22 protein-coding genes and 1 tRNA gene are annotated in these 24,464 nt (G+C 41.4%); 12 read left to right on the top strand and 11 right to left on the bottom strand.

All coding sequences use genetic code 11. The features are described 5' to 3' along the window. The first annotated feature begins 108 nt into the window (after window positions 1-108). From ACFQ1M_RS13825 to ACFQ1M_RS13795, 7 genes are all read left to right on the top strand, one after another. Window positions 109-981, top strand: coding sequence for an aldo/keto reductase (locus tag ACFQ1M_RS13825; protein ID WP_386409187.1), 873 nt, complete (start codon window positions 109-111; stop codon window positions 979-981). Window positions 982-1,040: 59 nt separating this feature from the next. After that, window positions 1,041-1,796, top strand: a complete 756-nt coding sequence (locus ACFQ1M_RS13820; RefSeq protein WP_386409185.1) for an SDR family NAD(P)-dependent oxidoreductase — start codon at window positions 1,041-1,043, stop codon at window positions 1,794-1,796. 1 nt (window position 1,797) lies between these two features. Further along, window positions 1,798-2,430 (top strand): HD domain-containing protein, encoded by a 633-nt coding sequence (locus ACFQ1M_RS13815; protein ID WP_386409183.1) that lies wholly within the window; start codon window positions 1,798-1,800, stop codon window positions 2,428-2,430. A 102-nt stretch (window positions 2,431-2,532) separates the two neighbouring features. Next, window positions 2,533-3,672, top strand: a complete 1,140-nt coding sequence (locus ACFQ1M_RS13810) for an ATP-binding protein (protein ID WP_386410875.1) — start codon at window positions 2,533-2,535, stop codon at window positions 3,670-3,672. Window positions 3,673-3,753: 81 nt separating this feature from the next. Beyond that, complete coding sequence (locus ACFQ1M_RS13805; RefSeq protein WP_386409181.1) at window positions 3,754-4,479, top strand: metallophosphoesterase family protein; 726 nt, start codon at window positions 3,754-3,756, stop codon at window positions 4,477-4,479. Window positions 4,480-4,609: 130 nt separating this feature from the next. Then, entirely contained in the window at window positions 4,610-5,743 is a 1,134-nt protein-coding gene (locus ACFQ1M_RS13800) for an SPFH domain-containing protein (RefSeq protein WP_386409179.1), read from the top strand. Between the two features lie 100 nt (window positions 5,744-5,843). Continuing rightward, window positions 5,844-6,944: a DNA helicase PriA gene (locus ACFQ1M_RS13795; RefSeq protein WP_386409177.1), complete on the top strand. Its 1,101-nt coding sequence runs from the start codon at window positions 5,844-5,846 to the stop codon at window positions 6,942-6,944. Here ACFQ1M_RS13795 and ACFQ1M_RS13790 read toward each other — a convergent pair. The 4 genes from ACFQ1M_RS13790 to ACFQ1M_RS13775 form a co-directional block, all read right to left on the bottom strand. Next, window positions 6,937-7,203 (bottom strand): hypothetical protein, encoded by a 267-nt coding sequence (locus ACFQ1M_RS13790; RefSeq protein ID WP_386409175.1) that lies wholly within the window; start codon window positions 7,201-7,203, stop codon window positions 6,937-6,939. The two genes, ACFQ1M_RS13795 and ACFQ1M_RS13790, sit on opposite strands and share 8 nt — an antisense overlap. Window positions 7,204-7,364: 161 nt before the next feature. Continuing rightward, entirely contained in the window at window positions 7,365-8,918 is a 1,554-nt protein-coding gene (gene amaB / locus ACFQ1M_RS13785) for an L-piperidine-6-carboxylate dehydrogenase (RefSeq protein ID WP_386409173.1), read from the bottom strand. An 84-nt stretch (window positions 8,919-9,002) separates the two neighbouring features. Beyond that, a complete protein-coding gene (locus ACFQ1M_RS13780; RefSeq protein WP_386409171.1) occupies window positions 9,003-10,328 on the bottom strand; it encodes an MATE family efflux transporter in 1,326 nt (441 codons plus the stop codon). A gap of 9 nt (window positions 10,329-10,337) precedes the next feature. Next, on the bottom strand, window positions 10,338-10,856 hold the full coding sequence (locus ACFQ1M_RS13775; RefSeq protein WP_386409169.1) for a GNAT family N-acetyltransferase: 519 nt from the start codon (window positions 10,854-10,856) through the stop codon (window positions 10,338-10,340). Window positions 10,857-10,917: 61 nt separating this feature from the next. Here ACFQ1M_RS13775 and ACFQ1M_RS13770 point away from each other — a divergent pair, with 61 nt between their 5' ends. From ACFQ1M_RS13770 to ACFQ1M_RS13760, 3 genes are all read left to right on the top strand, one after another. Further along, window positions 10,918-11,712, top strand: coding sequence for a universal stress protein (locus tag ACFQ1M_RS13770; protein WP_386409167.1), 795 nt, complete (start codon window positions 10,918-10,920; stop codon window positions 11,710-11,712). A gap of 93 nt (window positions 11,713-11,805) precedes the next feature. Beyond that, window positions 11,806-11,879: transfer RNA gene (locus ACFQ1M_RS13765), tRNA-Ala, on the top strand. 46 nt (window positions 11,880-11,925) lie between these two features. After that, window positions 11,926-12,177 (top strand): GIY-YIG nuclease family protein, encoded by a 252-nt coding sequence (locus ACFQ1M_RS13760; RefSeq protein WP_386409165.1) that lies wholly within the window; start codon window positions 11,926-11,928, stop codon window positions 12,175-12,177. Between the two features lie 136 nt (window positions 12,178-12,313). On the opposite strand, the gene ACFQ1M_RS13755 is transcribed toward ACFQ1M_RS13760, so the two are convergent. Continuing rightward, on the bottom strand, window positions 12,314-12,493 hold the full coding sequence (locus ACFQ1M_RS13755) for a hypothetical protein (protein WP_386409163.1): 180 nt from the start codon (window positions 12,491-12,493) through the stop codon (window positions 12,314-12,316). A gap of 87 nt (window positions 12,494-12,580) precedes the next feature. Here ACFQ1M_RS13755 and ACFQ1M_RS13750 point away from each other — a divergent pair, with 87 nt between their 5' ends. Continuing rightward, on the top strand, window positions 12,581-13,303 hold the full coding sequence (locus tag ACFQ1M_RS13750; RefSeq protein ID WP_386409161.1) for an SDR family oxidoreductase: 723 nt from the start codon (window positions 12,581-12,583) through the stop codon (window positions 13,301-13,303). Window positions 13,304-13,312: 9 nt separating this feature from the next. Here the strand turns inward: ACFQ1M_RS13750 and ACFQ1M_RS13745 are convergent, their stop codons facing one another. From ACFQ1M_RS13745 to ACFQ1M_RS13720, 6 genes are all read right to left on the bottom strand, one after another. Continuing rightward, window positions 13,313-13,618, bottom strand: a complete 306-nt coding sequence (locus ACFQ1M_RS13745) for a hypothetical protein (protein ID WP_386409159.1) — start codon at window positions 13,616-13,618, stop codon at window positions 13,313-13,315. 106 nt (window positions 13,619-13,724) lie between these two features. After that, window positions 13,725-14,600 carry an alpha/beta hydrolase family protein gene (locus tag ACFQ1M_RS13740; RefSeq protein WP_386409157.1) on the bottom strand — a complete coding sequence of 292 codons (876 nt, stop codon included), beginning with the start codon at window positions 14,598-14,600 and terminating at the stop codon, window positions 13,725-13,727. A gap of 3 nt (window positions 14,601-14,603) precedes the next feature. Further along, complete coding sequence (locus tag ACFQ1M_RS13735) at window positions 14,604-17,354, bottom strand: PD-(D/E)XK nuclease family protein (protein ID WP_386409156.1); 2,751 nt, start codon at window positions 17,352-17,354, stop codon at window positions 14,604-14,606. A 67-nt stretch (window positions 17,355-17,421) separates the two neighbouring features. Continuing rightward, complete coding sequence (locus ACFQ1M_RS13730; RefSeq protein WP_386409154.1) at window positions 17,422-18,804, bottom strand: OmpA family protein; 1,383 nt, start codon at window positions 18,802-18,804, stop codon at window positions 17,422-17,424. Window positions 18,805-18,928: 124 nt separating this feature from the next. Beyond that, the gene (kbl, locus tag ACFQ1M_RS13725) at window positions 18,929-20,122 is read right to left on the bottom strand and encodes a glycine C-acetyltransferase (protein WP_386409152.1); all 1,194 of its coding nucleotides are present in this window, start codon (window positions 20,120-20,122) and stop codon (window positions 18,929-18,931) included. A 52-nt stretch (window positions 20,123-20,174) separates the two neighbouring features. Further along, window positions 20,175-23,324 carry a UvrD-helicase domain-containing protein gene (locus ACFQ1M_RS13720; RefSeq protein ID WP_386409150.1) on the bottom strand — a complete coding sequence of 1,050 codons (3,150 nt, stop codon included), beginning with the start codon at window positions 23,322-23,324 and terminating at the stop codon, window positions 20,175-20,177. A 112-nt stretch (window positions 23,325-23,436) separates the two neighbouring features. Between ACFQ1M_RS13720 and ACFQ1M_RS13715 the strand changes: the two genes are divergently transcribed. Further along, window positions 23,437-24,045 carry a superoxide dismutase gene (locus tag ACFQ1M_RS13715; RefSeq protein ID WP_386409148.1) on the top strand — a complete coding sequence of 203 codons (609 nt, stop codon included), beginning with the start codon at window positions 23,437-23,439 and terminating at the stop codon, window positions 24,043-24,045. Window positions 24,046-24,464 lie beyond the last annotated feature (419 nt).

The following is a 24,464-nucleotide window of genomic DNA, read 5'->3' as shown; positions in this document are numbered from 1 at the left end:
TGCATTTATTTAGGTTTGTGCTGTTAACAATTGGTTAAAAGTTAAGTTGCTCTGGGGCTTTTAAGGAAGTTTTAAGTTTCCTAATTTTAAGGCTAATAGTAATAGTAAATGAAAAACAAGAAATATTCAAGAATAATCGCAGGCACAATGACCTGGGGAAGTTGGGGTAAAAACCTTGATCTAGAGCTAATGGTGGATCTGATACATCACTGTGTGAGCCAAGGTATTCATACCTTCGATCATGCCGATATTTATGGAGGATATACAACCGAAGAGGCTTTTGGAAGGGCCTTATCTAAAAGTGGGATTTCTCGCGATAGCATTCAATTGATCTCTAAGTGCGGAATTCAGTACATATGCGAGAAGCGGCCAAATGGTATAAAACACTACGACTACCGCAAGTCATACATCATCGGGTCTGTAGAGGAGAGTTTGAAAAATCTTCAGACCGAATATTTAGATCTTTTATTACTACATCGACCTAGCCCATTGATGCATCCAGATGAAATTGGAGAGGCGGTCGAACAGTTAAAGACCCAAGGGAAGATAGTTGATTTTGGAGTCTCCAATTTTACTCCTTCGCAAATGCAACTGATCGACAGCGGTACCTCTGTAGCGGTAAACCAGATCGAGTTTTCATTGACAGCTCATAATGCGATGCATGACGGGACATTGGACCATATGATATTACATGGAATTACTCCCATGGCTTGGAGTCCACTCGGAACGGTTTTTAGAGAAGAGAACGATCAAACGCATCGGATTCATCAGCAGCTGATGGAGTTGATGCCAAAATACAATGCAACGGCTGATCAACTCTTATTGGCTTGGATATTACAGCATCCCTCAAGTATTCACCCTGTGATCGGCACTACTGGAAAAGACCGAATTATCAATGCAGTTAACGCACTAAAAATTGAGTTGGAACTTGAGGATTGGTTCTCCTTACTCGTCGCTAGTCAAGGACATAAAGTGCCCTAGCTCCTGATATTGTAAAAGGGGATTGTGATTTTTATTAACGATTAAGAATATAGGATATCATGAGTAAAACTGCTTTCATCACTGGGGCCACTTCGGGAATAGGCGAGGCAACGGCAAAACTCCTAGCTAATAATGGTTTCAATATTATTATTTGTGGAAGACGTCAAGATCGGCTTGATGCACTACAGAAAGAATTGAGTAAAACGACCAACGTTCACACGTGTAGTTTTGATGTTAGGGATAAGGATGCGGTATTCCAGGCGGTGGATCATCTCCCTGAAAACTTCAAAAAAATTGATATTCTGATCAATAATGCTGGTAATGCTCATGGCCTCGACCCTATTCAAAAAGGGAGCCTATTGGATTGGGATGCCATGTTGGACATCAATGTAAAGGGCCTGCTGTATGTCTCCAAAGCAATCATTCCGCAAATGGTGGAACGCAATGAGGGTCATATCATCAACATTGGGTCTATCGCTGGTAAAGAGGTCTACCCAAATGGTAATGTGTATTGCGCAAGCAAGTATGCCGTAGATGCCATCAATCAAGGAATGCGTATCGATCTCAATGCACATGGCATCCGAGTAGGTGCGATAAATCCAGGATTGGTAGAGACCGAATTTTCCGAGGTTCGCTTCAAAGGGGATAAAAAACGTGCCGATACCGTCTATAAAGGGTATAAGGCCTTACAAGCCGAAGATATCGCCAAGATCATTCACTTCGTTGTAAGTATGCCAACCCATGTGAATATTGCAGATCTAACCGTTTATCCTACAGCACAAGCCACTGCGGGGATCCTCAATAAAGATCTTTGATTTGAGTTTCGATTTACAAGACCAATGGACAACTTTAGCGACACACTTTACCAATGACGGTACATTCGTAGTGACCCTTTGGGAAGAAATAGAGGCCGCCTATTCTCATAAAAGTCGCCACTACCATAACCTGGCTCATATTGAATCGATGCTCAAACAGGCAAATGAGCAGAAGCATCAACTCATAGATGTTCCTGAAGTGCTTCTAGCGATCTGGTATCATGATATTATCTATAAGGCCACCCGACAAGATAATGAGGAAAAAAGTGCCGTTTTCGCTAAAAATCGCTTAAAAATACTCGGTTTGCAACAGGAAAAAATCGAAAAGTGCTCAAAATTGATCATTTCTACAAAAAGGCACGAAACTCTTTTTCTACAAGATTCAGATAATCAATGGCTCCTTGATTTTGATCTTTCCATTCTAGGAAGTAATTGGGAGACATATCAAAGGTACGTTGGACAAATACGGAAAGAATACCATATATATCCAGATTTTATATACAAGAAGGGCCGAAAGAAAGTATTACAACAGTTCTTAGAACGAAAGCGACTGTATTTCACCGATATGTACTTTGAAAGATTGGAAGAAAAAGCTAGATTGAATATTGAAAGGGAGTTGGAACTATTATCATAAGGTTGCTGAATTTGTATCAGCAAACCTTAAAGGATACTTCAAGAAAGCGGATGATAAATGAAATAGATTCCTGCCTACGCAGGAATGACAAATAAAGAAATTTTGATAAACAAACGCCTATTAGTAAAGAACCTTTTGGCTCACAATGACGAGAATAGCTTTTATGACAAAAAGCGCAAGCTCAATATTGGCGAAAAGGAGGGAAAGGCGAAATTCCTGAAGCACATCTGTGCCCTTTCTAATAGCAATCCAAACAATAACGCCTTTATTGTGATCGGTGTGGAGGATGACGATGAGATCGTCGGGGTCGATTTCTTCGATGATAGCAAGATTCAAAATTTGATCAATGCTTACTTGGCGAATCCTCCAATGGTTCAGTATGAAAATATTCCTTTCCCCAACTTGCCAACAGGAAAGGTGGTGGGACTCGTTACCATACGTAGCAATGGAAAAATATGCTCCCTCAGAAAGAATATCTGGAAATATTATGGCGGTTCGGTCTTTTTTAGGGATGGGAGTATCAGCATGCCCAAAGTATTCGATATCGAAATAAAGGATACGAACAGCGAAATCGTTTCCAAGATAGAGACGCATGCACAAAACAATATCGAGCTTACGTTAGACGGTGTCATCGATTTTTTGAATCACCGCCATAACGAGATGGAATCGCATTATAAGGTCTTTAAGGAGACCTTTGTGGTCTGTTGGGCCGGAATTCCCAACAAGGTTGAAGAGAAGACCTATTACTCTCGTGTGGATATCGAGTTGATCAACGAACAGGTAAAATTGTTCTATTCTGCTTTGGATGAGGTAAAGATCAGATACTCTGAGGACGCCTTTATGATCACAGAATATGTTCAGTTAGGCCTTAATAACAACTATAAATACTACGCTTTGGAAGAGGTGGTCTTCAATTTTGAAGAAAACGGCACCTATACCGTAGATAGCACTTTGGTGTTCGAACCTCCTCAATACGATAAGAAAGAGCTACATCATATCTATAATAACAATAACGCGTTGCTAAACAAATTAAAGAAAGAACTTCCCCTGAGCCCAATAGATAAAGAAGATCTAAAAAACCTGCCCGCCACTTATATGCTCTGCTATCTCAACTTATTTCATGAAGCATTGGATAAGTTGATGGATGCAAAGTTATACCTGCAAAAACATGATGAAGAGGCCTATGCTTCCTTTAAAGAGGCGAGAAGAATACTAAGAAAGATTCGATATAGTCAAGGATAATGGAAAGACGCATACCGAAGTCTTATTTTTAAATATCTTTGCTGTAAGATTTTTCAACAAATCAAAATTATTCGAAAATAAATGCGAACACTGGTCATTGGAGATATACATGGTGGTTTAAAAGCTTTAGAGCAAGTATTAGAACGAGCTGAGATCGCTCCTTCAGACACCTTGATCTTTCTTGGCGACTATGTTGACGGTTGGAGCCAATCTCCCCAGGTGATTGACTATCTGATCGAATTGAACACCAAAAATCGCTGCGTATTCATCCGCGGAAATCATGATGATCTTTGCTATGAGTGGCTAACCAAGAAAAAGAACAATCCCATGTGGCTTCAACATGGAGGAAAAGCGACGGTGGAGGCTTACAACAAAGTTAAAGCTACCACCATTAAAAGGCATATCCGCTTTATTGAAGACTTGAAAAATTATCACATCGACAATGAAAACAGGTTGTACGTACATGCCGGATTCACCAATCTAAAGGGTCCGAAATTCGAATACTTCCCAGAAATGATGTATTGGGATCGTACCTTATGGGAAACTGCTCTAAGTATGAATAAAGACCTTGATCCCTCAAACATAAATTATCCCGAACGACTAAAGCTATTCAAGGAGATCTATATAGGCCACACGCCCACAACCCGCATTGGTTTGGACGTCCCGTACAATGCGGCCAACGTTTGGAACATCGACTCTGGCGCAGCCTATAAGAGTCCGTTGTCCTTGATCGATACCGAAACCAAACAAATTTGGCAAAGTGACCCAGTGCATACGCTGTATCCACATGAGAACGGGAGAAATTGATTTTATCCTAACTAAAGACCGATGAAACATCGGGGATTTTTCACCAAAAAACATATTTTTTGTAACAACTCCTTTTCAAATTGTACTCACAATGTGTAACTTGAAACTTCAATTCTAAAAACCGACTAAAATGGGATTATTCGACGAGATCAAAAAGAAACTAAGTCACGAATTTATTGACATCGTAGAATGGCTGGACGATTCTAATGACACGATCGTTCATCGCTTTGAGCGCTATCAAAATGAGATAAAGAACGGAGCTAAGCTCATCGTTCGTGAAGGGCAGACCGCGGTCTTTATCAATGAAGGACAGCTGGCAGATGTGTTCACCCCGGGAACCTATACCTTGAATACGAAGAACCTTCCCATCTTAGCAACGCTAAAGGGTTGGAAATACGGTTTCAATAGCCCTTTTAAGGCAGAAGTATATTTTGTGAACACGCGTCTGTTCACCGATGAGAAATGGGGAACTAAAAATCCGATCACCTTGAGTGATGAACGCTTTGGCCTTGTAGAGATCCGTGCCTTTGGAACCTATAGCTTTAGAATTTCGGATGCCGGGAAATTTATCGTCGATGTGGTGGGAACCGATAGTAACTTTACCAGTTATGAGGTGAACGAACACTTGAAAAGTTTGATCGCCACTCGTTTTACAGATACTGTTGGTGAGGCCAATATTCCGATCGAATTATATGCCGCCAATACTTCGGAACTTTCGGAGACTTGCCAAGAAGTGATGCAGCCAGAGTTCGGAAGAGTGGGTATCGAACTGGAGCGTTTTTATATCGAAAATGTCTCCATGCCCGAAGAATTGAAGAAAGAGATCTTCGAATACAGTCGTATAGATAAACTAGACCTGGATAAGTTGACCAAGTTCAAAACTGCCAAAGCCATCGAAGCTGCTGCCAAAAACGAAGGTGGGACCGCAGGTGCTGGAATGGGCATGGGAATGGGCTTTGTGCTAGCACAGCAAATGGGAGGCATGATGAATCCAAACATGGGTGGACAGGCGGCACCACAATCGCCACAGGCCGCTGTGCCTCCGCCAATACCTGCACAAGTGCAATATTTCTACGCCAGCAACGGTCAACAGTCTGGACCCGTTCCTTTTGATACGCTCAGATCATTATTTGCCGCTCGAACGATCAATCGAGACACTTTGGTTTGGAAGCAGGGAATGGAATCTTGGACCGCATTGAAAGACGTCGAGGAATTAAAGTCATTCTTGGGAGGTAATACGCCTCCGCCGTTGCCTTCCAATTAACAACTAGTTGTTGAGATAAGTACAAACCACACCGCCCTTCGGGCATCCCTCCTTTCCTTCGACTCCGCTGAGGATGACAGGAGGGGAGCTTTAAAGAAGTATGCAAGAAGAACAAAAAATCACACGATCCGAAGAAAAAAAGGCCTGCTCCAATTGTGGGGCAGAGATGAAATATAAGCCTGGGTCTCATCAATTGCTTTGTAATTACTGCGGTTATGAAGAGTTCATAGAGCAAGAGAAGACCAGTTTCGAGGAGTTGGAGTTGCATCATTATTTGAACCTTGTTGGTAACCATGCTTTTACCGACAAGATCGAAGTGATCGACTGTAAAAATTGTGGTGCCGTTCAGCATATCGAGGAAAACTTTAAGTCTTTGCATTGTGTTTACTGTGGTGAACCCTTGATCTTGGAAGATGCACAGGAGGAAGGTTGGATTTTGCCAGGGGCCGTACTTCCATTTTCTTTTGACCAAAAGAAGGCTCGGCAATTATTTAAGAATTGGGTCAATTCGTTATGGTTTGCTCCCAATAAGTTAAAACGGGCAGCCTTAGACCCTGAGGCGTTGCATGGACTATATTTACCACATTGGACATTTGATTGCAATCTCTCTGCGAAATATCAGGGGATGCGAGGGGATTATTATTATGTCACCAAAACCTACACAGATGCTAGTGGTAAAACAAGGACACGGCAAGAGCGCCGTACCCGTTGGACCCCAGCCTCTGGAAATGTCAGCGGATTTATCGATGATATTTTGATCAATGCTTCGGAAAAGAAACGTCGCGAAATTCCGGCTACGATCACAACTTGGAACTTAAAAGAATCTTTGGTTCCCTTCAATCAAAAATATCTGGCCGGCTTTGTCACAGAGAAGTACACCATTTCATTAAAGGACGGCCATCGCCAGTCTTACAAAGAGGCTAAAGATATCGCTTATACCTGGATTCGTAGGGATATTGGTGGAGACACCCAACAGATTCATCATGCAGATATCGACCTAAGCGACGAGACCTTTAAGCATGTACTGCTCCCTGTTTTTATCAGCAGCTATAAATTTAAAGGCAAGGAGTATCATTTTTATATAAATGGACAAACAGGTACGATAAGCGGAAAGCGTCCTTATTCTTTCTGGAAGATATTCTTCTTAGTGATGTTCATTCTTTTGGTAATAGCAGTGATCGTCTTTTTTGGGTCTAGATAAAATCTCCCAAAATGATCATTACGATCATCAACAGCGTAGGCAGGAAACCGAGCAGATAATAGTTGGGATTCCTTTGTTTGCGAAAAACATACAAGACCACAGGAATAATAGCGATAAAAACTGCCCAGATGACCACCGCTAGAACATCTGCGATCCTTCCTAAAAACCTGAAGCTATATAATCCTTCATCCACAAAACCTAGAACGATGGAAAGTAGTAAACTAATCCCCCCAATTACAAATAGGTGCCAGCGTTGCATAATTGTTTTTCTTTTAGTAACGGTATAGAAATGACGCTTATTGCCATGTTTTCGTTAAAACTAAGGCTGGGCGATAGTAAGTGGCGGACGTTGTTCAAAATTAAAAGACCGCTTCCTTTTTTGAAGCGGTCTTCGTATTATAATAATTTGTCGTTGGTATTTTAAAGATCGAATTTGATTCCTTGGGCCAATGGCAACTCTGTGGTATAGTTGATCGTGTTGGTCTGCCTGCGCATATAGATCTTCCAGGCATCCGAGCCCGACTCACGTCCACCTCCAGTTTCTTTCTCTCCGCCAAAGGCACCTCCGATCTCTGCCCCGGAAGTTCCGATGTTCACATTGGCGATGCCACAATCACTACCGGCATGACTCAAGAAACGTTCTGCTTCTCGAAGATTGTTGGTCATTATTGCCGAGGATAAACCTTGCGCCACCCCATTTTGAATATCGATGGCATTTTCCACATCTCCTGAGTACTTTAACAAATACAAGACAGGAGCAAAGGTTTCGTGCTGAACGATCTCAAAAGAATTGTCGGCCTCGGCTATCGCAGGTTTTACATAGCAACCACTCTCATAACCCTCGCCAGATAGCACGCCACCTTCAACGATGATATTACCTCCTTCTTCAACTACCTTTTCCAAGGCGGCCTCATACATTTTCACCGCATCCTTATCGATCAGCGGTCCGACGTGATTATTTTCGTCAAGTGGGTTTCCAATACGCAATTGTTTATAGGCATCTACCACGGCATTTTTCACCTTGTCGTAGATACTTTCATGGATGATCAATCTTCGCGTGGAGGTACAACGCTGACCGCAGGTCCCTACAGCACCAAATACAGCTCCGATCACGGTCATTTTAATATCGGCATCAGGGGTAACGATGATCGCGTTATTTCCACCTAATTCTAGCAGCGATTTGCCCAAACGCTCTCCCACGGTCTTCGCCACGATCTTGCCCATGCGAGTAGAACCCGTAGCGGAGATCAACGGAATTCGTTTGTCGGTGGTCATAAACTCTCCTACTTTATAATCCCCATTGATCAGGCAAGAGATTCCCTCGGGAAGGTCATTTTTCTTCAATACCTCTGCAATGATATTTTGACAGGCGACTCCACAAAGCGGTGCTTTTTCCGAAGGTTTCCAAACGCAAACATCACCACATATCCATGCTAAAGCGGTATTCCATGACCAAACGGCCACGGGAAAGTTAAAGGCGGAAATGATTCCTACCACTCCTAACGGATGATATTGTTCGTACATTCTATGGCCAGGGCGCTCAGAATGCATGGTCAATCCATGAAGCTGTCTCGAAAGTCCCACGGCAAAATCACAGATATCGATCATCTCTTGGACTTCTCCCAATCCTTCCTGATATGATTTTCCCATTTCGTAAGAGACCAACTTCCCTAGCGGTTCTTTTAATTCGCGAAGCTTGTCTCCAAATTGGCGAACTATTTCACCTCGTTGCGGCGCGGGCATCACTCTCCAACTTTTAAAGGCCGAAGTTGCGCTGGTCATTACCTTTTCATAATCCTCTCGTGTCGTTGTCTTTACTTTTCCGATCAACGCTCCATCGACCGGTGAATACGAGGCAATTTCTGCTCCCGAAGAAAACCAATTCGACCCTGTTGAAGTGCCTTCATTAATATCCTTTACGCCCAATTGTTGTAAGGCTTCTTTCATTCCAAAATCTGTGGCTACTGTTAACATTTATAACTATAGTTTTATGTTTTGTTATATTTTTGGTGTCGAAGGTACGAAATTTAGCCCCCAAAATTGCATTCCACTTCAAAGTTAATAGGCTGCCGCATACTTCTTTTTGAACTTGACGACGAGTGCTGCTCCACGAAACGCTATCCAAACGACCAAGGCCGTCCAAACCCCTTGGATTCCCCAGTTGAGATACTTCCCCATTAACAAAACGGGAAGAAACCCTAAAAAGGTGGAGGCCAGTAGCACATTGCGAAGATATCCCATCTCACCAAGCCCTTTAAAAAGGCCATCTAAAACGAACGCTATCGCACTGAAGGGTAAGGTGAATAGTACAATATAAAAGAAGCTTGCGAATATGGTCAGCACCTTTTCGTCACTAGAAAAAATGGTTCCAAGAAAGTTATATCCCAACAGACCCAATATGCCTAAAAAAAGAGAAACTACGAGGCCGTAGATCGTGATTCTCTTTGTCAAACGATTCAACGCTATAAAATCGCGAGCTCCCAGCAATTTGCCTCCGAGGATATTTCCTGCGGCTCCGTATCCATCGATAAAAAAGGCTGTGAATAGCCATATTTGTATTCCGATGGTATGTGCGGCAATGACATCTGTCCCTAGGGCTGTAGCTTCGCGCACCGCCAGTATCAATGCAAAGTTCAAGGCCACAGAGCGAACGAATAGATTTAGGGTCATGATGATGAGGCGATTCATTTCGGGATGCCAAGTAGTATGAATTTTTAAAGATACTTCCGTCTTTTTCAGCAATAATATAAAGGACATGACGGCCATCACCGCCTGAGCGATCAAACTGGCCCAGGCCGCTCCTTCGAGATTCATACCGGCAAACAACCCTTCAATGCCGTAAACAAGGGCAAAATCGAGAATAATGTTGACGACGACCCCGACCAAAGAGATCACCATTGGCCAGAAGGTATTCTGCAACCCTCTAAAAATACCAAAGATGGCAAACGTGAATAAGGTCAACGGAAAGCCCCAAACTCTAATGCTGTAATAGGAGATACAATAATCCAATACGATTCCTTCGGCTTTCAACAGCATGAAGATCTGAGGTATAAATGGAATGGTACTGACCAACACCAATAGACTCAATCCGATATTAAAGGCAATGGCCTGGGCGGGTAAGGTCTTTACCTCGGCTATCCTTCCTGCGCCTAAATGTTGAGAGATAATCGCAGAGATCGCACTTCGGGTCTGTGCCAAAATCCAAATGAGCATGGAAAGAAATGTTCCCACGATTCCAACCGCTGCCAACGATTCGGTGCCGTTTATCGGAATATTTCCCACAACGGCAGTATCGGTTGCGGAAAGAATTGGTTCTGCAATACCCGCTACAATCGCGGGGACAGCCAATTTATTGATATGCCGGAAGGAGATACTTGTTTTCAATTGATATTTCTAGGGATTGGCCTTAATGCATAGGATCTTCTCATAGCAGAAAAAGGGATGTTCGCTTTGTTTAGGAAAATAAACGTTTCCCAGCCGCTGATAACCACGCTGCTCATAGAATCGTTGATTTCTCTGGTTCTGGCTAAAAGTGTCCAGTCTGATCGAAGAAAACCCTTTCTCACTGGCAAAATCTTCAGCAAAATCCATCAACTCTTGTGCATAACCTTTTCCTTGATATTTTGGTTCTATTGCCAAACGGTGAATATAAACATTCTGATTGTCTTCGGTAAGCCATTGGATAGGTTCATATTCGACATCCATATATGTTGAGATAGTGATACACCCTAAAATTTCTTGATCATTCTCGATAACAAAAAGCTCACCGCGATCCAAATCGTTCTCAAATGCTTGTTTTGAAGGATAGTGTTCATTCCATTGATAGATGTTTTTTTCTATCATAGCTGATGCACAGGCCTTTGTAATGGTTAAAATGTAAGCTATATCTTGTAATTTTGCCGCTCGAATCATGTAATAAACAGCTTTTGTATCAAACTAAGTTGTAAATTTAGAACATTAACCAGCAACTGAGATGAAAAATATTTTGGTCCCGATAGGGAGCTCTGAAGCAAGAGCAAACACTTTGCAATATGCCATTGACTTTGCCAATGCGTTTGGCAGTACACTCCATGTGATGCAAGCCTATACGCTCATTCCTAGAGCAGGAGCCATCTCTAATGTGAATCAGGTGATGCAGCGCACCAGTAAGGAAGATCTTGAGGCTCTGATCTCCAAAGCGGACACTAAAGGTGTCAAAGTAAATATTGTGACATACAAAGGTGATGCGTTAGATGGAATCAAGGACTTCGAAAAGGAATATGGTCTAGATCTTATTATTATTGCTCCAAGAAGTACTGACATAAGAGAAGAAGTGTTTTTGGGCAATACCACAGGAAGTATAGTGAAACAGACGGACACTCCGGTTCTTGTCATTCCAGATGGAACCGTTTTTTCTCCTGTAAAAACGATTCTCACCGCTTTTAAGTCCGGAAGGATCAAGAAAAAGTCAAAACTGACCTTTCTTAAAAAACTAAAGGCACAATTTGATGCAGAGATCAAGTTGCTTCTGGTAAAGACTCCTGGTTATGATGAGGACGATCTAAAGATCGCTCCTGCAATGATGGACCTAAGTTCTCATGTGACCATCTCTGAAAACGCTACGACCTATCAAGGAGTATTGGAGCATTTTCAAACGATAAAACCCGATATGCTTTGCGTATTTAGAAGAAAACGCGGTTTCTTTAAAAAGCTTTGGGAGAAGAATGTCATTTTAAAAAAAGAGTTTCATACCACAATTCCGTTGTTGATTTTAAGCGGAGATTTATAGAAAGTTTTATATTTGCACCCCATGGGGATGTAGCTTCCCGCCTTCGCAGAGCTTCTGCGGGACAGGCGCTTCGCTAAATCCCGATTAAAATTTGGGGATGTAGCTCAGCTGGCTAGAGCGTTTGACTGGCAGTCAAGAGGTCGTGGGTTCGAGTCCCATCTTCTCCACAAAAGTAAAGCCCTCGTCTTTTGAGGGCTTTTTCTATCTAAGATAATGGCCACGTCACATTTCGTGCACATATTATACAGTGAGAAGCATCACCGTCATTATGTTGGAATGAGTCGAGACGTTAATTCAAGGCTCAAATCCCACAATGAAGGAAAGGTCACATCCACAAAACCATATATCCCTTGGAAAGTTGTCCATGTGGAAGCCCATACATCTATCTCGCAGGCGAGAAGCAGGGAAAAATACTTAAAGTCAGCTGCTGGAAGACGGTGGCGTAAAAACAATTTGAAGATGTAGTCACAATTGAGCTAATTCATTCAGCTCAGCTGGCTACCCGCCCGTACCGAACTACCGCCGGTACGTTCGGGCGGGGAGCGTTTGACTGGCAGTCAAGAGGTCGTGGGTTCGAGTCCCATCTTCTCCACATCAAGTACTAAATCCATTCACACAAGTGAGTGGATTTTTTATTTCTTAAAAAGATGAAGCTTGCTTCATTCTTTGATGGAAATAGAAAATCTTGCCAATTGGCAAGCGATTTAGTATTTGCAGCAGTGCGTGTCACCAGGACCAGCCAAGCTAGTCCCATCTTCTCCACATCAAGTACTAAATCCATTCACACAAGTGAGTGGATTTTTTATTTCTTAAGCATTTCATATTCATCAAAGACCGCCGTATCTTTATTCTCATAAAATCGATAACCATGAACTTACAAGATAAAGTAGCTTATATCACCGGAGGAACTAAAGGCATTGGCTTAGGCATTGCGCAATCCCTGTTGAATGCCGGAATGCGGGTCGCGATCAGCGGACGCAGAAGTTTTAACGCAGAAGAGGCCGCCAAAGAACTGACCATCGACCAAAATAGGGTGTTGGGCGTTGGTTCGGATGTTTCCAATCTACCTGATGAGAAGGCTGCAGTATCCAAAATTTTAGAAAAGTTCGGACAACTCGATGTGGTGATCGCCAATGCCGGTGTGGGACATTTTGCGCCGATCGACCAGCTCGACGAAGGAAAATGGCATCAGATGATAGATACCAATGTCACTGGCGTTTTCAACACGTTAAAAGCCTCTGTCGAAGCATTGAAGAAAAGCAAGGGCTATTATATGACCATTGCCAGTTTAGCTGGCACCAATTTCTTCCAGACAGGTGCTGGCTATAATGCTTCCAAATTTGCCGTGGTTGGCTTTACACAAGCCGCGATGTTAGACCTGCGGCCTTATGACATCAAAGTTTCGACCATCATGCCGGGATCGGTGACCAGTCATTTTAACGGTCATGTGCCTGATGAAAAAGATGCCTGGAAAATTCAACCCGAAGATATTGGCGAATTGGTGATCGATCTGCTAAAAATGCATCCAAGGACCCTGCCGAGTAAGATTGAAGTTAGGCCAACGCGACCCGACCTGAAACCGAAAGCATAGCGAAGAAGCTCAGGATTCTTGTTGGTATTCCAACTCGTATTCGCTTCTAAAGGCTCCAAACGCCTTTGAAAAAATGAATTCGACATTATTGGCGCTTTCGTCTGAGACGAAGAACTCTCCTTTTACTGATCGTCTCGATTTGATCTTTGAGCGCGTTTCGGCAACCCTCCATTTGCCCTCATCGATTGTTTTGATCTTAAAACGTAAAACGCCACCGCCATTATTTCTTATGCAGTACGAATGTCTCCCAGGCTCCAATGTTCTCTTAAACGTGTCTTTGTTATTAAGACCTCTTAAACTTCCTTCAATAGTCATAATTTTATGTTTTTATCAAAGACAAAAATCATCATTGACCCAGAAGCCTGAAATAGGGAAATCCCTAAAAATAGCAATCTTTTAAGCCCATTGGTATAGGGAAAAATCAGCTTGAAAATATATTTGGAGATACTTCTCCATTTCTAATGAAGCGAATGGTGGTCGTTACGATTTCATCCAAGTGCTTAGACATCTCTTGCTTATCCCATGGATGTTTGACTCCAAAGACATGATCTGCTCCCTGAACCCAGAATATCTCGCTTTTAGGATTCCACCAGTAGAGATCTTGTGCTTCATTTGGATCAACAGAAGTGTCCTCAGTACCATGAATGATCAACTGCGGAATTTTAAGATTCTTTGCCGCTCTCGCTATCGTTAATCGTTCTTCATTCTTTATAAAATCTTCAAAAAATTGATAATAATGTGGCATCTCTTGTTTGGTCCTTCCATTGATCACGTGCATTACCCCATCATCACGCCATTGCTTCAATGCTTCCTCTTTTACGAATCGCTTCTTGTAATCGCTTACTCCCGCCCAACTTACAACCTTTGACACTCTACTGTCTTCTTCCGCTTTGATCGTTACTATTCCACCTCCTCGAGAATGACCGATGAGTGTGATGTTATCCACGTCAACCTCATCGTGATATTGATGTTCGCTGGAAGTGATCCAATCGATCACAAAGGCTAGGTCGTCCAGTTCTTTTGAATAGTTATTTTGTCCAAAAGCCTCGAGGTCAGGAAAGTCTATAGGCTGTTCTATGGTCCCTCCATTATGTGAAAAATTGAACTTCACAAAGAAATAGCCGTCTTCGGAAAATCTCTTTGCCACAAGATCCCAGGCACCCCAATCTTTGAATCCCTTGTATCCGTGACAAAAGATGACTACTGGTTTTTTGTTATCCTTCCTCCGAAAAAAGACATCCACTAGTATTGGTCTGGAACCAGTGCGTTCTAAAATTATGTTTTTGTCTATGATCATTGTTTATATTTCTTTTTCTTGGAATGGTATGTCCGAATTGCAGATCTCCAAAATCAAGTTTTTTAACTCGAACAAGAACGCATCGAATGTCTCTGGCGTGATCAAGCTACTATTTTTGTTCTTATCGGTAAATTTCAGAAATCCGTTCTGTAGATTCTTAAAGGAGATCACACCTGCTTCCATCTGTCCAGTGATATTGAACTGTCTCTGTATCATATAGGCATAGCACAATACTTGTATACTTTTACTATATTTTTTATAATCGGTCATCAAGAACTCCCATTCCTCTACCGAAAGTTGCGACTTTTCAACCTTCCCAGTCTTATAATCGATGACCCTTATTACTCCGTTAAATTCGTCAAGGCGGTCGACTTTCCCTCGAATTGCGACGGGAAACGCTAGCTCTGGAATGTCGATCTGTGTATGCAAATCGCTCTCTAGCGCAAGGATCTTTATGCTGTTTCCAGATTTTAGCTCGTCGATCTCGTGGTAGATGAAATTTTCTATAAAGCGTTTGGCAACATGAAAAATAATGAGATTCTTACCAAAGTGGATGTTTCCTTCCCCATAGCTCTTTGAGAACAATTCTTTGATCAACGGATCTATTTTCGGAAATAATTCTTGGAGTTCATCGGCCTCCAGTTTTTTACCCACTAAAGGTGTGTACAGGATTTCTAATGCGTCATGAACAACGGTCCCAAGGGTATTTGCCGCGATGGTTTCCTCAACCTCTTCAGGCTTAGAGATGCCTAACAGCTTTTCATAGTAGAAGTCGATGGGGTTGCGAATATAATTGGTCAAGGTTGTGGGAGAGAAGCCTTTGGACGCAAGATTTTTGATCTGAAGCATCATCCCGTCGGTCTTGTCTATATGCTTCAGATTGCTTACGATGGTCTCTGTTTGTGGGCTTATCACATAAGCCCTTGTCTTGTGGGCTGGTTGTTGCTCGATGGCCAACTGCATTATAAAACGGCTTTTCTCACCGGCATTAAAACCATCATTATCTATATTGTACAAAACAAATATATTCTGGGCTCTTTGAAGCAATCGATAAAAGTGGTAGGTATAAATAGCATCTTTCTCTTTAAAGGTAGGAAGACCATAATGTTTTTTAACATCAAATGGAATAAAGGAATTATTGCTTTTACCAGAAGGAAGAATTCCTTCATTTACAGAAGTAATGATCACCGTTTCAAAGTCCAGTACCCGCGTCTCTAACATTCCCATCATTTGCAATCCTTCTAGCGGCTCTCCCTGAAAGTCCAAAGTCTCGTATCGAAGTAGTTCATGATAGACTCCTAGAAGGGTTTTAAGATCCTTGATGTGCCCATATTTTTCATTGAGCAGTCTAACTTGATTGAATAGTTCGTAAAATCTATAGAGATACTCCAAGAGAAGTAAATGTTTTGATTCATTCTTTTGATAGTTCCCTTTCAATTTCTTTATTAGCGTCAAACAATTGGAAATAAAGTCATCTATAGACTGAAGCGCAGTTTTAGGGAATATGAGCTCTAGGGTTTCGGCGGCCTCTGATGCTATGTTTTGCAGTCTTTCAGCACTTATATAGCTGATATTTTGCTCTTGTATCTTTCTAATGATCCCGATTGTGAAGTCTTTTCCTTCTATAGTGAACAATGCTTTGGACATCGGGTGGGATAGTATTGCGATCACATCCTTGAAATAGAAGGAATCTTTCTTTTTCTTATTATTTAGTTGGAATAAGCCTTCAAAGAAACTTGCAGTAGGTGTGTCCTTTAGAGGGTATCCCATGGTGATATTCAATCTTTCAACCTCTTCGGGTAAGGAGTTCAAAGTTGGCAACAAAAGGCTCTCATCGGCCAGCACAACAGCTGTGTTCGAATAGTCTGGTCGCTCGGCATGTATTTTTGTAAGTAGTTCGCCTGTATATTTTGCTTGGCTGAAGTTTTTAGGTACTCCAATAAGTTGAATATTCTTCTCGCCAGAAAAATGAGTAGACACCCAATTAAAGGGATTGTTTTCAAAGTGCTTCCATTCGTATCGATATCTCCGCAAGAACAAACTAGCATCGTGTTCTTTGTCGTTGAAGAAGAGCTCGTCAACGTCCCAGTATATTTCAGCCTTTCCTTGTTGTAGCATCTCTTTAATAATGTTCTGTTCGGCAGTATTGAGCGCATTGAAGCCAACAAATACGTGCTGTTGTTCATTCGACTGAAGATAATATTCCAAATTTTCCACAGCTTCTCGATAGATCAGTCCTTGGTAGCCTATACCTCTTGCGACCAAATCATCAGAAAAGCTTTCATAATAGTCAGATAGCTTCCTCCAAAATTTTAGGTAGTTAGCCACGAGTTTGCTCTTGTCATTTTGTAGCGACCAGTGATTGATGTCTTGTATGGCAGACAAATGAGAGAAGATCGTCTTGTGTGGAATGAGATAACGATCGATCTCGTTAAAATCCTGCAATATTATTTGGGCCCATTTACTAAAGGTGTCGAAAGACTCTTGGTCGGACGCGGGTGTTAGTCGCAAATACGAGCTATAGAATTCAAATAGAAGCTGTGTATTTGAACAGGGCCTAAGATTGGAAAGATTCCCCACAAAGTCTTCTATACTCATTATTTGGGGCGAAAAGGTCGTTCTATCCAGCTGTTTGGTAAGTTCGTCCTTTAGAAAGACACATGCCCGCTTGCTCGGTAAGATAAAAGTGACCTTGGATATGTCATCGTAGCTTTGAAGTGCTTTAGCAATCACTTCGGACAAGAAAGTCTTCATAGTATAAAAATAAAAAAACGCCTCGGATAAACCGAGGCGTTTCTTATATGTTAAGTTTAAGGTATTCTTAGTTCTTAACTGGCTTGAATTCTACACGTCTGTTTTGTGCTCTACCAGCTCTTGTCTTGTTAGAAGCGATTGGGCTACCTTCTCCAAGACCTTCTGCAGTAAGTCTGGTTGTAGCGATACCTTGGCTTACAAGATAGTCTCTAACTGCGATTGCTCTCTTCTCTGATAATCTCAAGTTTAGAGCGCTGCTACCAACACTGTCAGTATGTCCTTCGATCTTAAAGTTGTAGCTACTGAAGTCGTTCATAATTTTAACAACTTTTGCAAGCTCTGTCAATGAATCATCAGTAAGTGTTGCCTTACCAGTGTTGAAGTTGATAGTTTGACCTACTGCTGATAATTCAGCTTCAACTTCCTTAGTGATCTCTGGGCATCCGTTGTTTGCAACAGTACCAGCAACATCAGGACATTGGTCGTCTTTGTCTAATACAGTGTCACCGTCTTTGTCAGCATAAGGACATCCGCTATTTGCAGCAGGACCTGCTTCCTCTGGACAGTTATCATCTTTATCAGCGACGCCGTCTCCATCCTTATCAGGACATCCAGCTAATTCAGCTAAACCAGCTTCGGTAGGACATGCATCATCTTTATCAGCGATTCCATCTCCGTCAGAATCTGGGCATCCGTTAAACTCAGCTAGACCAGCTTCATTTGGACAATCGTCCTTGCTATCTTCTATTCCGTCACCGTCTGTGTCAGGACATCCGTTGAAGGCTTCTAGGCCAGCAACTTCTGGACAAGCATCGTCCTTATCGAAAATACCATCTCCGTCGGTATCTGTTCCACCAAACTTAATAGCAAGACCTGCTACATGTTGGAAATGTGGAAGAAGATAATCTTCGAAAGCGTGCTTATAAGAAGATTGGATATTTACACCAAGGTTCTCTGTGAACCAGTAGTTGAATCCTAAACCTCCATTTAGTGTTCCAGCTCCGATTTCATCAATCCAAGTGTAACCACCACCAACTTCTACGAATGGATCAAACTTTTTACCACCATCCCAAAGTTCAGCAAGATTGTACTTAATCGTACCATCGATCGCGTAATGAGAAAGGTCATCTGCCCTTACATCTCCTAAGTTTTCAATTTTGTTTAAAGATCCTCTTGCTCCAACAGAGAAACCATCTCCAACATATTTAGAAACAGCTATAGTCGAAACTGAAGGAAGGATGTTCCAGTGGTCAGAAACATCGAAATACTTGTCAAACCATCCACCAGAAACAGGTGCACCAGCAACTGTTCTACCTGAATTGGTTGGGTATACATCGATGGCATTTACACCAAAACTCACCTGCCAAGGATTGTTTTTGTCTTGTGCATTCACAGTGGCGAAGCTTACCAATAGCAATGAAGCAACTAGAAATCTGCTAAGATTTTTCATGTTCAATTATTTAATTTTTTAAGTGTTAATTAATCACAAATGTAAGTTGTTAAAAACTATTAACGAAACAAATATATTAATTTTTTTAAATTACGTCAGAAAAGACGGGTGATTAACTGCGGTTTTAAATTACACCCAAGGTTTTTCCAACTGCAACAAAAGCCGAAATAGCCTTGTCCAAATGTTCTTTCGTATGCGCTGCCGAGAGCTGGACTCTTATTCGAGCTTTTCCTTTAGGTACAACGGGATAGAAAAAGCCAATAACATAAATTCCTTTTTCCAGCAGCTTGTCTGCCATCGTTTGCGAAAGTTTTGCATCATATAGCATTACGGGCACTATGGCCGAGTCGCCATCAATGATGTCGAACCCAGCTGCTTTCATTTCCTTTTTAAAATAGGTTGTGTTACTATGAAGCTTGTCTCGCAGCGATGTATCTGATTTGAGCATTTCAAATACCTTTATTGATGCCCCAACAATAGCAGGAGCCAAAGAATTGGAGAATAGATACGGTCTAGATCGTTGCCTCAAAATTTCGATGATCTCCTTTTTCCCGGTAGTGTAGCCTCCCATCGCACCGCCCATTGCCTTTCCAAGCGTACCTGTTATGATATCAATTCTTCCCATAACGTCTTTTTCTTCCAAGGTGCCGCGCCCTGTGGCCCCAATGAAACCGGTGGCATGACATTCGTCGATCATGACCATGGCATCATATTTTTCTGCCAGATCACAAATCTTATCCAAGGGAGCTAACAATCCGTCCATGGAGAAAACGCCGTCTGTGACAATGATCTTAAAACGAGCTCCATCCTCATTGGCCTGCTTCAGTTGTTCTTCCAAATCCGTCATATCATTGTTTGCATAACGATAACGTTTCGCCTTGCAGAGACGCACTCCGTCAATTATGGATGCGTGGTTCAATGAATCTGAGATGATGGCATCTTCTTTCGTGAGCAAAGGTTCAAAAACCCCACCATTGGCGTCAAAAGCTGCAGCATATAATATGGTATCTTCTGTTCCGTAAAATTCGGCGATCTTCGTCTCTAATTTCTTGTGTATATCTTGCGTTCCACAGATGAATCGAACCGAGGACATCCCAAAACCATGCGTGTCCAAGGTATCTTTGGCTGCCTGTATCACCTCTGGATGTGACGATAAACCTAAGTAGTTATTCGCACAAAAGTTGATGACCTCTTGGCCAGTAGAGATCTTGATCACCGCATCTTGTGGTGAGGTTATAATACGCTCTTTTTTGAAGAGACCTGCTTGTTCTATTTCTTTTAACTCTTGTTGAAGGTGTTGCTGTATTTTTCCGTACATAATCGTTTGTCAATAAAGATAAGAACAAAGGTACTACATCGTTTGAAATTAACTACACCTTTACGACTTCGATTTCTTCATTGACATAGACCAAAACCTTTTGTGCTAGATCATAGTTCATTTCTTCTAAAACTACACTATATCTGTTAAGCTGATCATTGTATTTGACCTGATGTCCGCCAGTTTTATAATCTAGAATACTTGCAGTCCCATCTTTGGCGATCACCAATCTATCTGGTCTAATGATAACTCCTTCTTTGGTGATAATATCTCTTTCGTTATACACGAGATGATCTGTATCGAAGAAATCTCTTAGCATTGGATGTTTTACTACCTTATGAAGAGTGATCCGCAAATCGGCTTCTTGTTCCCGTTCTATGGCTCCTCTAGAAAGGAACTCCTCAAGAACCGTGTCGATATCATGAATGCTTTTCACCTCGGCCATAAGGTCATGGATAAGGTTACCACGCGAAATGCCAGCTTCTTGTGCCGTATCCCAGAGAGAAGCCTGTTTGGTAATTATCCTTATTCGATGTTGCTCCTTGGGCACAGAAATGAACTTTTCTTGTGCCACATGGTCTTCTTGGATGTTCAATGGGATTGATACTTTTTTCGGAGCTCCAAAAGTATATGTTAGAATATTATCCTTCCATAATTTCTCTTGTTTGAGAAAATTGATAAAAAGACCCGAATAGCGCTGCAATCTCTCGTTTCCCTTTTTATCCAATTCCTTTTTTGTGAAGATGTGCAGCTGTTCTACAGCTCTCGTAAGAGCTACATACAACAGATTTATATTATCTAGTTGTTTTTGTGCTTCTCTGTGTGCAACGATTTCTTCACCAACCTTATCAACCTCGGCCAGAGACTTGCTGTAATTGAGATATGCATAATTAAAGCCCTCAAACTTTTCTGGTGCTATAGGAAACCAGGTCTTCGGTTCTTTCTCATAGAAAATATCCACATCGGCATATGGGAAGAGAACTACCGAGAATTCTAATCCTTTAGACTTATGGATGGTCATGATCTGTATGGCGTCACTTCCCTGAAGCATGGTGATGCTCAACGAATCTTTTTTTTGTTCCCAGTGCGCGAGGAAATCGAAATGGTTGGACGATTTTCTTTGAGTAAAGTCCAATACAAAATCCAGGAAGTACTGCACATAGGCATCGGGCTTAGTTATTAGATTAAAACTGCGAATGATATACTCTACGCCTTCTAGCAATGAATCCTGCTGAAAATCGTCAAGATCGAAAGATATGCCGTACTGCTCGAGTCTTTTGAAAAAGACTTGCCCGTTCAATGCCATGAGTTCTTGGTAAAATTCATGCTTATCCTTTACCGATATCGATTGTGCTGTCAAATATTGAAGCACTTCTATTTTGGCCAACATGTTATGGGGATCCACAATCAACTCCAATAAATGGATGATCATTTGTACCTTTGCTGAACGCGAAACCAAAAGGATTTCGGACGAAATGATAGGGATTCCATGATCGGAAAGCAGACTTGCCAACCGAATTCCTTCTTCCTTCTTTCTGGTAAGAATGCAGATATCCTTTAGTTTAAATCCTTCCTTTTGTAGCAAGGCTATTCGCTCCAACACCTTTTCTGAATACTGTTGGTGTTCTTCCTCTTTTGACTGTGCTTCAATGAAACTCAAATTTACATACCCACCTACTCGATGATTTGCCTTTTGTTTATTGCCCGTAAGATATAATTGCTTATGACTTGATAATTCGAATTGACTGGCCACGTGGGAAAAGAAGGCATTATTGAATTCGATGATCCGATCATAACTTCTAAAATTTCGATCTAGATTTTCAACCTTTGCTTGCGTGAAGAATGGGGTTTTCCCCTCAAGCAATTCCAGAAACTGCTCTACACTTCCTCCTCGCCATCGATAAATGGACTGTTTTGGGTCTCCGACAAGAAGTAGGCTTCCCGAATTTTCTTCTATGTGTCCTTCCAATGCATGTTGTACCAATGGAATAAGATTGTTCCATTGCATAGTAGAAGTATCTTGAAATTCATCGATAAAAAAATGACGATAACGCTCACCAAGCCGCTCATATATAAACGGCGCCGGCTCATCACTTATGGTCTCACTGATGATCCTGTTGAATTCGGAAATGAGTAAAAGATTCTGCTCTTCTTGTATCTCTTTAAGGCAGGTCTGGATGGCATTCAATATAGAAAGTGGGGTAATATGCTTATAAAAATTCTTCAAAAACTTCAATGCTTCAATTGCTTCCTTGCTTTGCAAAAACGACTTTGCGAGCAATGACTGAATACTTTCTATACCATCAATAACATGCTGTGGTGTCTTAGCCTTATAAAGTGCTTCACCGTTCACCAGCTTTGATTGCCAGACAGTATCAAAACTCACTTTAAAGTTTCGCTGTTTTAGCTTCGAAAAATATTCTGGTGCTGAATATTTTCCGGAAAAATCCGAATGCTCTAGCCCAGTTTCTTTAATTAGGTCCAAAGATGATTTTCCGAGTTTGGACAAACCATCTTCATTTGTTTTAATTTGATTTCTTATTGCTGCCTTTAACTCAGAAAAATTGGATAATTTTTTTTCACCGATCTCTTTCAGCACATAATAATCATTTTCTCTCAACAAAAGCTTTCCGATCTTATTAAGGTCCCATGCAATATCCCAGCTCTTATCTTCGTCAGCCTTCTCCAGTGAAAAATCTATGAGCACCTTTGTCAATGTACTATCCTCACCCGCTTTCGATATAAGCCTATCCACCGCTTCGCCTATTAACCTGTCCGTGTCCAGTTCCACTTCAAAATTTAAAGGCAGATCAAGGTCGTAAGCAAACGTTCTTATTATACGATGCGTAAAATGATCGATCGTGGAGATATCAAAAAATGCATAATTGTGCAACAGTTGTTTTAGCAATCTTTCACTAGCAAGCTGAAGTTGAGTAGGGTGCATTCCCAATTCTGCACATAACTCAGAAAACATTGGCCCGCCATCCTCTAGTGAAGAAGCTCGGCCAAATAGCATTAGACTGTTTAGTACCCGATCTTTCATCTCGGCCACGGCTTTATTGGTGAAAGTGATCGCCAATAGATGTTTATAGGGTTCCGTTCTTTTAGAACCCAATAGTATCCGCAGATACTCTTTTACTAGGGTATATGTCTTACCGCTTCCTGCGGAGGCATTATATATGGAGAAGGAGGCTTTGGCCAAAGTAATATTTTATACCAAAATAATAAATCTCGATGAGTTGTCTTTAATATTCTTCAGCTTTATAGTAACTTTGAAAGAGACTATTTAATTAATCAAAAAAACAATAATCATCATGGCTTTCGAATTACCAAAATTACCATATGCATACGATGCTTTAGAACCACATGTAGATGCCAGAACTATGGAAATACATCATACCAAGCATCATAATGGCTACACTACAAAACTCAATGGAGCAATCGACGGCACCAGCCTATCCGGGAAATCGATAGAAGATATTCTAGAAAATCTCGATATGAGCAATATGGCAGTTAGAAACAACGGTGGCGGATTTTATAATCATTGTCTGTTTTGGGAGATCATGTCTCCTAATGGAGGTGGTGCTGCGACTGGAGCGGTGGCTTCCGCCATTGACGAAGCCTTTGGATCGTTTGAGGCGTTCAAGGATGCATTTAGCAAAGCCGCTGCCACAAGGTTTGGAAGCGGATGGGCTTGGCTCTGTGTTCACAAAGGGGGAAAAGTTGAAGTTTGTTCCACGCCAAATCAAGATAATCCTTTGATGCCAAAGACCGGATGCGGTGGCACACCTATTTTAGGAATCGATGTCTGGGAGCATGCATACTATTTGCACTACCAAAATAGAAGGCCGGACTATATCGAAGCGTTCTTTAATGTGATCAATTGGAATAAAGTAAATGAGCTTTACGAAGCGGGTAAGTAGGGCTACAAATAAGAACTTTATAGAAATTTGAAAACGGGCAGTCGCCCGTTTTTTTTACGATACCACCAAAAAAATAAAAAGGGCGGAAAGATTCCACCCTTTTTGCCCCAAATCTTACCATGAACTTAACCTACTTATGCTATGGTATACGCAAATATACAACTGAAAATCATTATTTTACATATAAAATTGCCAAAAATCTCTTAAATCGGTTAAACTTTTCTTAATTGTAATATTTTAATTTTGGACGTCGCTGAAAACAATACGCCTATTCCCTAATAAAAAAGTCTGATTTTTTCTTTAAATGAAGAATCTTATAAATAAAAAAGGTGGAAAGAATTCCACCTTTTTTGCCCCAAATCTTACCATGAACTTAACCTACTTATGCTATGGTGATGTAAACATAAGGTCTTAAATCT

The organism is Sungkyunkwania multivorans (assembly GCF_042675645.1).
In the GTDB taxonomy this organism is placed as follows: domain Bacteria; phylum Bacteroidota; class Bacteroidia; order Flavobacteriales; family Flavobacteriaceae; genus Sungkyunkwania; species Sungkyunkwania multivorans.
The sequence above is the reverse complement of the archived record's forward strand: the minus strand, read 5'-3'. Positions and strand labels throughout refer to the sequence as shown.

Bases quoted from the DNA above. Each gene is read 5' to 3' on its own strand.
- ACFQ1M_RS13825 (WP_386409187.1), top strand. From the start codon at position 109: ATGAAAAACAAGAAATATTCAAGAATAATCGCAGGCACAATGACCTGG.
- ACFQ1M_RS13820 (WP_386409185.1), top strand. From the start codon at position 1,041: ATGAGTAAAACTGCTTTCATCACTGGGGCCACTTCGGGAATAGGCGAG.
- ACFQ1M_RS13805 (WP_386409181.1), top strand. From the start codon at position 3,754: ATGCGAACACTGGTCATTGGAGATATACATGGTGGTTTAAAAGCTTTA.
- ACFQ1M_RS13800 (WP_386409179.1), top strand. From the start codon at position 4,610: ATGGGATTATTCGACGAGATCAAAAAGAAACTAAGTCACGAATTTATT.
- ACFQ1M_RS13795 (WP_386409177.1), top strand. From the start codon at position 5,844: ATGCAAGAAGAACAAAAAATCACACGATCCGAAGAAAAAAAGGCCTGC.
- ACFQ1M_RS13790 (WP_386409175.1), bottom strand. From the start codon at position 7,203: ATGCAACGCTGGCACCTATTTGTAATTGGGGGGATTAGTTTACTACTT.
- amaB (WP_386409173.1), bottom strand. From the start codon at position 8,918: ATGTTAACAGTAGCCACAGATTTTGGAATGAAAGAAGCCTTACAACAA.
- ACFQ1M_RS13775 (WP_386409169.1), bottom strand. From the start codon at position 10,856: ATGATTCGAGCGGCAAAATTACAAGATATAGCTTACATTTTAACCATT.
- ACFQ1M_RS13770 (WP_386409167.1), top strand. From the start codon at position 10,918: ATGAAAAATATTTTGGTCCCGATAGGGAGCTCTGAAGCAAGAGCAAAC.
- ACFQ1M_RS13760 (WP_386409165.1), top strand. From the start codon at position 11,926: ATGGCCACGTCACATTTCGTGCACATATTATACAGTGAGAAGCATCAC.
- ACFQ1M_RS13755 (WP_386409163.1), bottom strand. From the start codon at position 12,493: ATGGATTTAGTACTTGATGTGGAGAAGATGGGACTAGCTTGGCTGGTC.
- ACFQ1M_RS13750 (WP_386409161.1), top strand. From the start codon at position 12,581: ATGAACTTACAAGATAAAGTAGCTTATATCACCGGAGGAACTAAAGGC.
- ACFQ1M_RS13745 (WP_386409159.1), bottom strand. From the start codon at position 13,618: ATGACTATTGAAGGAAGTTTAAGAGGTCTTAATAACAAAGACACGTTT.
- ACFQ1M_RS13740 (WP_386409157.1), bottom strand. From the start codon at position 14,600: ATGATCATAGACAAAAACATAATTTTAGAACGCACTGGTTCCAGACCA.
- ACFQ1M_RS13735 (WP_386409156.1), bottom strand. From the start codon at position 17,354: ATGAAGACTTTCTTGTCCGAAGTGATTGCTAAAGCACTTCAAAGCTAC.
- ACFQ1M_RS13730 (WP_386409154.1), bottom strand. From the start codon at position 18,804: ATGAAAAATCTTAGCAGATTTCTAGTTGCTTCATTGCTATTGGTAAGC.
- kbl (WP_386409152.1), bottom strand. From the start codon at position 20,122: ATGTACGGAAAAATACAGCAACACCTTCAACAAGAGTTAAAAGAAATA.
- ACFQ1M_RS13715 (WP_386409148.1), top strand. From the start codon at position 23,437: ATGGCTTTCGAATTACCAAAATTACCATATGCATACGATGCTTTAGAA.